This window comes from Sphingomonas bacterium (genome assembly GCF_903643065.1).
Taxonomy (GTDB): Bacteria; Pseudomonadota; Alphaproteobacteria; order Sphingomonadales; family Sphingomonadaceae; genus Sphingomonas.
Window position 1 is genome coordinate 1 of record NZ_CAHJWX010000028.1, and the last position, 10,466, is coordinate 10,466.

The 10,466-nt window shown below is 70.9% G+C and carries 9 protein-coding genes and 1 pseudogene; all 10 read right to left on the reverse strand.

The window, feature by feature from the left end; genetic code table 11:
- Window positions 1-1,214: pseudogene (locus HUU95_RS02085) on the reverse strand (hypothetical protein); the annotation flags it as partial.
- Window positions 1,215-1,348: 134 nt separating this feature from the next.
- Window positions 1,349-1,864, reverse strand: a complete 516-nt coding sequence (locus HUU95_RS02090) for a DUF1003 domain-containing protein (RefSeq protein ID WP_174278578.1) — start codon at window positions 1,862-1,864, stop codon at window positions 1,349-1,351.
- A gap of 68 nt (window positions 1,865-1,932) precedes the next feature.
- The gene (locus HUU95_RS02095; RefSeq protein WP_174278579.1) at window positions 1,933-2,274 is read right to left on the reverse strand and encodes an SWIB/MDM2 domain-containing protein; all 342 of its coding nucleotides are present in this window, start codon (window positions 2,272-2,274) and stop codon (window positions 1,933-1,935) included.
- 90 nt (window positions 2,275-2,364) lie between these two features.
- Window positions 2,365-3,684: a hypothetical protein gene (locus HUU95_RS02100; protein ID WP_174278580.1), complete on the reverse strand. Its 1,320-nt coding sequence runs from the start codon at window positions 3,682-3,684 to the stop codon at window positions 2,365-2,367.
- A complete protein-coding gene (locus HUU95_RS02105; protein ID WP_174278581.1) occupies window positions 3,681-4,079 on the reverse strand; it encodes a GtrA family protein in 399 nt (132 codons plus the stop codon). Before HUU95_RS02105 ends, HUU95_RS02100 begins: the two co-directional genes overlap by 4 nt.
- Window positions 4,069-5,004, reverse strand: a complete 936-nt coding sequence (locus HUU95_RS02110; protein WP_254602566.1) for a glycosyltransferase family 2 protein — start codon at window positions 5,002-5,004, stop codon at window positions 4,069-4,071. Before HUU95_RS02110 ends, HUU95_RS02105 begins: the two co-directional genes overlap by 11 nt.
- Window positions 5,001-5,990, reverse strand: a complete 990-nt coding sequence (locus tag HUU95_RS02115; protein ID WP_174278583.1) for an NAD-dependent epimerase/dehydratase family protein — start codon at window positions 5,988-5,990, stop codon at window positions 5,001-5,003. The genes HUU95_RS02110 and HUU95_RS02115 overlap by 4 nt, the downstream gene beginning before the upstream one ends.
- A 3-nt stretch (window positions 5,991-5,993) precedes the next feature.
- A complete protein-coding gene (locus tag HUU95_RS02120; RefSeq protein ID WP_254602567.1) occupies window positions 5,994-8,474 on the reverse strand; it encodes a thiamine pyrophosphate-binding protein in 2,481 nt (826 codons plus the stop codon).
- Window positions 8,475-8,478: 4 nt separating this feature from the next.
- Window positions 8,479-9,882 carry a lipopolysaccharide biosynthesis protein RfbH gene (gene rfbH / locus HUU95_RS02125; protein WP_174278584.1) on the reverse strand — a complete coding sequence of 468 codons (1,404 nt, stop codon included), beginning with the start codon at window positions 9,880-9,882 and terminating at the stop codon, window positions 8,479-8,481.
- Window positions 9,883-9,982: 100 nt separating this feature from the next.
- On the reverse strand, window positions 9,983-10,466 hold a 484-nt coding region (locus tag HUU95_RS02130), incomplete at its 5' end, for an FAD:protein FMN transferase (RefSeq protein ID WP_174278585.1).

Here is a 10,466-nt window from a genome sequence, read left to right on the forward strand (position 1 = left end):
GCCAGTTCGCCCGCCGCCGCCACGTCGGGCAGCGGCAGGTCCCGCGCGTCGCCGCCATCGAGCGCATAGCTGGTCACCCGGCTGGGCCCGCCGGCGATGCGGTTCACCACCAGCCGGTCACCCGCCACGACCAGCGGCTCGCCGGTCTCGCCACCGTCGACGATCGCGGCATCGCGGCGTTCGGCGACGATCACCCGCGCGCTCGCGAATGCGCCCGCATAGGGCGCGCCGAGGCGGACCACCTTGCCCATCGGCGCGTCGCGGCGCGACAGGCCGAACAGCGTGCCCTCGCGCGCCAGCGTGGCGGCGACGATCCGGTCTTCATAGGCCGCCACCTTGAGCGGGGGGCGGCCGTCGCGCAGCACGAACTGTTGCCACTCGCCGCCATCGCCCAGCGACACGGACGCCAGCGCCAGCGGCCCGCCCGCCGAGGTCAGATAGATCTCGCCCGTGCGCGGCACCCCGTTGGCGGCCGACAGCACGGGCGCGTCGCTGGTCGCCGGCGTCCCGATCCGGTGCCGGTAGACCGCCTGGTTGGAGTGCCGCTCCGCCGCCGGCGCGTCGTCGCCGGGATAGCGGGTATACCAGAAGCCGCCGCCGTCCGCCGTCCAGGCGAGCGAGCCGCCGGCGGTCGGGTATTGGACACGCGCGATGGGCGCATCGATCTCGCGCCCGCTGGCGACCTCATAGACGTGGAGCGTGCCGTCCTCGCTGCCGTTGCGCGACAGCGACACCGCGACCCGGGTGCCGTCCGGCGACGGCCGGAACCAGTCGATCTCGGTATGCCCGCTCGGATCGAGGGTATTGGGATCGAGCACCGCGCGGCGCGACGCGGGGTCGGCGGCCCCGTCGATCGTCACCAGCGCAGGCTGCTGGCGCGCGGGATCGGCATAGAGCGCGAACACACGCCCACCCGCCGCGCGCAGCCTGGCGAAGGCCGGCGAGCCACCTTTCGCCAATTGCCCGAGCCGCGCCGCCACGCCCGCCCGCCCGGCCACCGCGTCCAGATAGGCGCGAGTGCGCGCGTTCTCGGCGTCGCTCCAGCCGCGCACGGCCGGATCGGCGGCATCCTCCAGCCCGCGATACGGATCGGCGACCCTCACGCCCTGCACCTGGTCTCCCGCGCCGCCCGTCGGCCAGCGTGGAGGGGCCGTGACGGGACCGGCCAACGCCGCGGACGTGGCGAGCACCAGCAGGAGCACGGACAGCTTCATGACGCGATCTCCGACCAGCGACGGGCGACCGCTCGATCGTCGCCGAGGCCGCGTCGCCGTATGGATTATGACGAAAAACGTGCGGCAGGATGGGCCGCGCGTCAACATGGCGATGGGTGAGCCGCTGCGACGCCTTAGGCGGCGGGCTCGCCCAGGTCGTCGCTCGGATCGACCGACACCGCCATCGACGCCGCGACCGCGTCCGCCCGGGTCGGCAGCATCGGGTTATCGCGGCGCTGTTCCTCCAGCAGCTCGATGATCTTGGCGATCTTCTTCTCGCTCAGCGCCGCGATCTGCAGCGTCAGCCGCGCGCGCCGCTCCGCCAGATCGTCCTGATGGCGCTGCGTGGTGAGGATTAGCAACGCGATCAGCAGCGCCGTCACCGTCGCCACGAACTCCAGGTCGGGAAAGGGGAAACGTTCCAGCGCCGCCGACCCGAACGCTCGCGCCACCTCGTTGCCGACCGTCCAGGCGATCATCGCGCCGAAGATCACGACCAGCGACGACGGCCGGCTGAGCGATGCGGTCAGTCGATTCGCAACGCGCTGGACCGGCGTCGTGCGCTCGTCATGTTCCTGGTACAGCCGCCCGAGCTGCTCCACCGTCTCGTCGACATGGGCGCGCTGCCCCTGCGCTTCATCCGTCGCCATCGCGCGTCAACGCACGGGGCGGCGATGCGGGCGCCGCCGGCCGCGTGAAGCGGCCGGCGGCATCGGGCTCAGGCGGCGGGCGCCTTTAGATGCGCGCTCAGATGCTTGTTCATCTCGAACATGCTGACGGACTTCTTGCCGAAGATCTTCTGCAGCTTGTCGTCGCCGTTGATCTGGCGGCGATCCTTCGCGTCCTGCAGATCGTGCTTTTTGATATATTCCCACACCTTGCTGACGACCTCGCTGCGCGGCAGGTCCTGCTTGCCGACGATCTCGGCGAGTTCGGGAGACGGCGTCACCGGAGCGGTGATGCCGCCGCGCGCGCCGCCGGCGGGCTTGCCGGTCGCCTTGACCTTCTTCTCCGCCGCCTTGGTCTCGTCCTTGCCGCGCTTCTCCGCCGTCCGTGCCATATTCAGCTCCTCTGCATCGACCGGATGGCGCGACGCGGCTTCCCACCCGCGCTCCGACTCCACGGGCATAGGACAAGCGCGGGTCGGGGATCAATCCGGCTTCGTGACCGCCTGAACGCCACGGTTCTTTGCCCGACGACCGGGCGAGGCGGCTCGATCCGCGCGCCAGACGTCGTGGATCGTCGCGCAGGACAGCGCGCTCGCCAGCACGAGCACGCCGGCCGGGCGCAGCAACTGGCCCAGCGTCAGCCAATAGTCCGCCACGATCGGCCCCGCGTGGACGCCGTCGCCAGCCGCCCGCGTGACGATGTGGACCAGGCCGAGATCGACCGGCACCGACAGGAGGTAACCGACGATCAGCGCCACCCGCACGCCGATCCCGCGCGGGCGCTCGGAAAACGTCAGGAAGATGGTCAGCACCTGCGCATAGCCGCCGCCGTCGGACGTCACGAGTGCGATCAGCGTCGCCAGGTTGAGCAACCGCTGCGGCGACACGGTCGCGGGCTGCCGCGCGGCGACCACCGCCGCGACCAGGATCAGGACCTGCACCCCGTGCACCACCGGCGGGATGACGGCGGCGAGGCCCCGCGTCCATCCCGGGCCGAGCGGGACGAGCGACCCGTTCAGCGCCGCGACCACCGGGCCATAGGCGGTGCTGTACCAGATGTCCCACAGGCTGGTGACCTCCCGCAGGTGGACGCTCCAGCCGATCAAATTGCCCGCGAGCGCCACCGGATCGCCGGCGCCCCAGCAGGCCCAGGACAGCAGGTACACGCCGCCCGTCGCCAGCAACGCTCCTCCGAACACGCGCCAGCGCCCATGCGGCAGCACGGCGAACGCCGTGGCGATCAGATAGACCTTGAGGTTGATCGTCAGCCCGAGCGCAAGCGAGCGCGACCGGACGCCGCGCAGCAACGGCCCGTGCGCGAGCACGAAGCAGGCGAGGCACACCAGGATGAGGTTGCCACGATCCAGCGCGTTCAGCATCGGCAACCCGAGCGTGAGCGCGACGGCGCGCGGCACGGCGGTGCGCCGGTCCTGCACCGTGAAGGTGGCCGCGATCAGCAGCACATCGAGCACGTACCAGCCGTGCAGCGCGATCGTGCCCACCCAGTCGCAGCCCCGCACCGCCGCGTCGTTGCCGTCGAGGTAACAGCGCGGCAGCGACAGCGCCCTGAGCAGCATGAACGATACCGGCGGATAGAGCGTCCGCCAGCGATCATAGGCGCCGTCATGGCGGGACCACCAAGCGGTGTGGAACCAGTCCATCCAGTAATCGGCTGGATCGGGGTAGAAGGGTTGCGGCAGCCAGCCGCGCACGAGCAGATGACCGACCGACCAGGCGGCACCCGCGACCACCGCGAGCGCCAGCGCCTGCTCGATCGTCCGGAACGACCGCGCCCGAATCATGCGGGCAGCGACCGGGGCCGACGGAACACCAGCGACCGCAGCGCCAGATAGTTGATCGCCGACGCGCCCAGCGTCGCCGCCAGCCCCGCCGCATAGGGCGACGCCGTCACCCGCTCGAACGCCGCCAGCAGCAGCAGGTTGACGAGGTAGTTGGACAGGTAGGCGAGCGCGAAGGACCGCTTCGAGCCGCGCTGGTCGCGGAACACGTGGCGGCTGTACGTCAGGTAGTTGAACGCGACGCCGCCGATTTGCGCCAAGCCTTGCGCGACATAGAGATTGGTCCCGCAGCGGATCAGCAGCGCGAACAGGCCGAAGCCGACGGCCGTGTTGATCGCGGCGGCTTGGTAGAAGCGGATCAGCTCGCCGAGCCGGCGCCGCGCCAACTCAGTCGGCATCGGGAAAGTTCACCCGCTCGCGCTCGATCACCAGCGGTGTCTCGCGACCACGCTCGGCGATCAGCCGGATCTGATCGCCCATCAGCCCCAGAAAGCCGAACAGCAGCGCGAGTTGCAGTTCGACCGCGATCGCCGCCGCCCACCCCCAGCCGCCATGGCCCAGCGCGGCGGCGACCAGCGCCAGCGGGATCAGCGCGAGGCCGATCGCGAGGCCGATCGCGCCCAGATAGAGCGGCGCGCGCAGCAGCCGCTTCGACGCGCTCGCCAAGCCGGAGAGCGCGAAGTCGAGCAGCGTGAAGAAGTCGTTGTTGGAGCGCCCGCCCACCCGCGCGGGGCGCGAATAGCCGACCAGCTCGATCGGCCAGCCCGTCTCCACCAGCATGCCGCGAAAGAACGGCTCCGGCTCACGCAGCCGCGCGATCTGGGACACGACGCGGCGGGAATAGAGGCCAAAGCCGGTGGCGTTGGGGACGACCGGATAGTCGCCGAGTCGTCGCGCCAGCCCGTAGGACAGCCGCCGCGTCATCGCCAACCCGGCGGACGAGCGCTCCGACTCGCGCACCCCCAGCACGATGTCGGCGCCCGCGCGCCAGCGCCGGACGAACTCCGGCAACAAGGCCGGCGAGTCCTGAAAATCGGCGCACATGTTGATCACCGCGCGCCCGCGAGCCTGGAAAATCCCGTGGGTCGGCGAGCGCATCTGGCCGAAGTCGCGGGTGTTGACGATCAGCCGCACCCTCCGGTCGCGCGCGCACAGGTCCCGCAGGATCGGAACGGTGCGGTCCCGCGACGCATTGTCGATGAAGATCAGGTCGAAGCTGACGCCCGTCGACTCGAGCTCGCCGATCACCGCTTGCGCGATGGCCAGCGCGTTGGCTTCCTCGTTGCGCGTCGGGATGACGACGGAGATGTCGGGGTCGGTCATGCCACTTGGTCCAGCAGCGCCGGCCAACGGGTCAGCCATGCGACGGTGGCGTCGAGCGCCGCGTCGAGCGACGGCGCGACCAACCCCAGCTCGCGCGCGATCCGCGCCGTGCACGGCACGTAGCGATCGACGGGCCCGCCGGCGCGCGACGGCACGATGGCCGGCACGCCGAACCGCCGCGCGATCCGCCCGGCGAGATCGGCCATCTCCACCGCCTCGTCCGAACCGATATTATAGACCGGGCAGGCCGGCGTCGCCGAGTCGGCGATGGTCAGCAGCCAGCGGACCAGCTCATCGGCATGCAGGTAGCTGCGGTATACCGGCGTCCCCGCGCGCACCGCGATCGGCCGCCCCGCCAGGCCATCCGCCAGGAACTGGCCGATCGCGAAATGCTGGTCGCGCGGCAGGTATGGCCCGACGAACGCGAAGGCGCGCGCGATCGACACGGCCAGCCCCTGCTCGGCGCCGCCACGCGCGATCGCCGCCTCCGCCAGGCGCTTCGCCACCGCGTAATCGCGCTTGTAGGCGGGCAGCCCGACCGCGTCGCCGAACGGCGCGTCCTCGGCGAGCGCGGCGACCCCGGCGGGTTGCGTGCCGTATACCGCGCCGCTGCTGGCATAGACGATCCGCGCGGCGGGGCAGCATCGCGCGGCGAGCACCGCGAACCGCTCCGCCTGTTCCACGATCGCGGCGCGCTCCCCCAGCGGATCGGCGGCATGACGGCGCGCGTCGCTGGTGGTGGCGGCATGGACGATCACGTCCACGCGCGGCAGCGCGTCCGCCGTCAGCGCGTCGAGCGCGACCAGCTCGACGCCAGCGCTCAGCAGCTCGGGCGCGGTCGCCCGCAAGGTCTCCGGCCGACGCGCCGCCGCGATCACCCGGCCGATCCCGAACGGAGCCAGCAGCCCGCGCCCGAACGCGTCGAGGATCGACTTGCCGAAGAAACCGCTGCCGCCGATCACCAGCAGCGTGCGCGTCGGGTCCATCGGTCAACAGCCCGCCAGATAGTCGATCTCCGGCGTCATCCGGTCGATCGGGTTCGACTCCATCGATCCGGTCGCGGTGATGCGGCTGGTGATCTTGGGAAAATAGGTCTGTTCCGGATCGACCGGCACGATGAACGCCGCCGGGCCGGACGCGTCCAGCCGCGCCAGCACCGCCGGATCGCGGTTCCAGTCCGGCCCCAGCGTCAGTACCGGCACGTCCCAGGCGGCGAACACGCGCCTCCAGTCGGGCAGGCCGAGCCCCGATCGCCGGTCGCAGCCGAGATACTTGCCACCGAAATAGCTTCGTTGCGTCATGCGGATCGACGCGTGGCCGCCATCGTCGAAGATGAAGATCTTCAGGTCCAGATCGTTGACCGCGACCGTGCCAAGCTCCTGCAGATTCTGCGCGAAGCCGCCATCGCCCTCGATCAGGATCGTGCGTCGTCCGCCGCCGCCGATCGCCGCGCCGATCGCGCCCGACAGGCCATAGCCCATCGACGCGAGCGACTTGTTGGTCAGCAGCCGCTGGCCGAAGCGCTGCCGATACAGCTGCATCGACAGCGTGAAGGCGCTGCCGCTGCTGCACGGGATGATCAGGTCGTCGTCCCTGGTCAGCGGCTCCAGCGCGACGATGAAGTCGTAGGGCGAGAGGAAGCCCTCGCCCGTGGTGTTGACCGGCTCCACGCGCGGCACCACGTCGCGGATGCGCCGGGCTTGCGCGAGCCAGTCGTCGTGCCGCGCGAGCGGCCGCGCGAACAGCCGCCGCGCGACATCGTCCGCGTCGACCGCCAATCCGAGATCGACGCGCGGATGGCCCTTGGCGAGTTCGCCCGGGTCGATCTCGACCTGCACGATCGTCGCATCGCGACCGAAGGCCCGCCAGTTGAACCCGGTCTGCTGCAAGCCCAGCCGCGTCCCGATCGCGATGATCAGGTCGGCGCGCTGAATGACGATGTTGCTGGCGCGCTGGCCCCAGGTGTTGGGGCGCCCGAGATAGACCGGATCGTCGCCGTCCAGCCGATCGGCGCCGTTATAGGTGGTCATCGTCGGCACGCCGAGCGCGAGGAGTCGCTCGCGCAATGCGGCGGCGCCGGCATGCGAGACACCGCCACCGATCAGCACCACCGGCCGCTCGGCGCGGTCATACAGCCCCGCGACCCGGTCGAGCACCGCCTCGCTGATCAGCGGCAGCACCGGCGGCGCGATCGGCGGCAGCGGCTCCTCGTCCACCGTCGCCGCCTGGACGTCGAGCGGGATTTCGAGGAACACCGGGCCCTTGCGCGGCGTCCAGCCGACCTGGAGCTTGTCCAGGAAGTCCGCCGCCCCGATCGGCGTCTCGAAGCGCCAGGCGAGCTTGGTCGTCGACCGGACCAGCGCGACGCCGTCGATCTCCTGGATGCCGCGCGAGCGCAGCTGGCCACGCGCGAGGTCGGCCGTCTTGACCTGCCCGCCGAGCACCAGCAGCTCGCGGCTTTCCAGATAGGCGCCGGCGAGCGCGGTGACGATGTTGGTCAGCCCCGGCCCCGCCGTCACCAGCGCCAGCGCCTTGGCCGGGGCGGCGATCTCGTTGAAATACTCCGCCGCGATCCCGGCGGCGACCTCGTGCACCACCGGCACGCCGGTCAGATGGCGGTCGAGGCTTTCGGTCAGGTGCATGATGTTGCCCCCGCCGACATAGAAATAATGCGTGTAGCCGGCGGCGGCGAGCCATCGCGCGATCTGGTCGGCATATTTGACGCGGACCGGCGCCGGCGGGGTCAGCAGGGCGCGCAGCAAGGCCAGCGCCGTCGTTGGATCGAGGCTGTCCGGGTCGGCTTGGTCATAGCCCCAGCCGGCGTGGAGCGTTCGATGCACGCGGCCGGCGAACGGCTGGAGGTGCGCGCGCATGTCGTCGAGGTAGACGACCGGCCGCGCGTCGTCGTCCAGCCAGCCCTGCGCCTCGGCGACCGCGAGCTTGGAGCCGTGCCGCCGAACGTCCTCCTGCCCGAAAACCGGAACGACATCCGCCTCGTGAAAGGCGAGCGTGCGGTGGATCGAGGCGACGTCGCGCGTCGACAGGATCGCGAAGCGATCGGGGTGCTGGACGAGCAGCGGCCGCAGCTCGTGGAAGAAGTCGTACGGCGCCATCAGCCGGGGCCAGTCCGCGTCCTCCATCATCGCCGCGCGCGCGGCGAAGAAACGCGTCGCGAAGTCGCGGTCGGGCTGATCCGGCGTGAGCGTCGCCAGCTCGGCCGGCGACGCGCGGCGCTGCTCGTCGTGCAGTCGGTTATACTGCCACGCGTCGGTGACGACGGCGCGGAACGCCATGAACTCGTCGAACGACACATCCTGCCGATAACCGGCGCGCCCGGCGACCGAGCGGTTGCACACCGACCAGGCCTCGGACGCGCTGTTGAAGAGCACGCCGTCGAAGTCGAGCACGATCAATGGCTCGACGGTCCGTTCGGCGACGAACCGGCGGGTCAGGTCGGATAGGGCGACCATCGTCTCAGCGCCCCAGGAACGCCGCGACCGTGTCGGCGACATAGCCGATGTGATCGCCGCCGATGCCGGGGAACAGCCCGATCCAGAAGGTCTGTTCGGTGACGAGGTCCGCGTTCGTCAACGGGCCCGCCACGCGGACGTCGCGCCCGCGCATATAGGGCTGGCGCAGCAGGTTGCCGCCGAACAGCAGCCGGGTGCCGATCCTGCGGGCCTCCAGATGTTTGACCAGCGCGTCGCGGCTCACCCCCGACTCGGGCCGGATCGTCAGCGGGAAGCCGAACCAGGACGGCTCGCTGTTCGGCGTCGCCTCCGGCAGGAGGAAGACGTCCGTGTGACGCCGGAACACCTCCAGCAGTGCCGCGAAATTGCGTCTCCGCGCCGCGATGAAGCCGTCCAGCCGATCGAGCTGCGCCAGGCCGACGGCGGCCTGCATGTCCGTGATCTTCAGATTATAGCCGGCATGGCTGTAGGTGTATTTGTGGTCGTAGTTCTGCGGCAGGTCGCCCAGCTTGCGCGCGAACCGCTTGAAGCAGGTGTTGTCGGCGCCCGGCGCGCACCAGCAGTCGCGGCCCCAGTCGCGCATCGACTCAATCAGCCGCTTGAGGCGCGGCTGGTTGGTGAACACCGCCCCGCCCTCGCCCATCGTGATATGGTGCGCCGGGTAGAAGGACAGCGTGCCGACGTCGCCGAACGTGCCGACCTCGCGCCCGTCATAGGTCGCGCCGAGCGCGTCGCAGCAATCCTCGATCACGTACAGGTCGTGCTTGCGGGCGACCCGCATCACCTCGCCCAGGTCGAACGGATTGCCCAGCGTGTGCGCGATCATGATCGCGCGCGTGCGCGGCCCCACCGCCGCCTCGATCGCGTCGGCGCGGATGTTGTAGGTCGGCACGTCGATGTCGACGAACACGGGGGTGAGGCCGTATTGGAGTGCCGGGTTGACGGTGGTCGGGAAACCGGCGGCGCAGGTGATCACCTCGTCGCCGGCCTGCAGCGCGTCGTTCCGCAGCGCGGGCGAGGTGAGCGCCGCCAGCGCGAGCAGGTTGGCGGACGAGCCGGAATTGGTGGTGAGCACGTGGCGAACGCCGATCCGCTCGCCCAGCCGGCGCTCGAACGCCTCGTTGAACCGGCCGGCGGTCAGCCAGAAATCAAGCGCGGAGTCGACCAGCATCCGCATGTCCGCCGCGCCATAGACCTTGCCGGCCACGGGCACCGGGCTGACCCCCGGCTGGAACGGCTTGGGCGCATGCGCGGTGTCGGCATAGCGGCTCACCAGCGTCCCGATCGCCTCGCGCAGCCCCTCCGGGCCGTCCGTCGCGACGATGTCGTCGGCGATCGCGTCCAGCAACGCGGCGCTGCCGACGCCGCCGAGCGCACCCGCCGCCTCCAGGCGCTCGCTGTAGAGCATGAACCCCGTCTCCCCACTCGTCGGGATCAGGGATGCCGTCGCGAACCTAAGATCGGGTTAACCTCATTCGGCAAGCCGCCCGAAACAGCGGAACACCCGCTCACCCCAGCATCGCCGCCAGTGCCGGGCTGATCCGCTCGTTCCTCGAACGGTCCAGCCATCGCGCCGCCAGTCCCTCGCGCGTCGCCAGCGCCGTCGCCGCGTCGGGCGCCAGCACGAGGAGCGCGCTCGCCCACGCATCCGCCAGCATCGCCGTCGCCGCGACCACGGTCACCGCCATCGCGCCCGTCGCGGGCCGGCCGGTGCGCGGATCGATCGTGTGCACTCCCCGGAGATGATCGCCCGACGTCGCCACCGCGAGCTCGTGCGCCGCGATCCGCAGCGGCGGCACCGGCGCGGGCGTTTCCACGTCCACCCACCACGGCTCGCCGTCCGGGCGCAGCCCCCGCCCCCGGCACTCGCCGCCGATCTCGACCAGATGATGCCGACGCCCCGCCTGCCGCAGCAGGTCGCTCACCACGTCGACGGCATGGCCCTTCGCGATCCCCGACAGGTCGAGCCCGCAGCCGCCCGGCTGGCGCAGC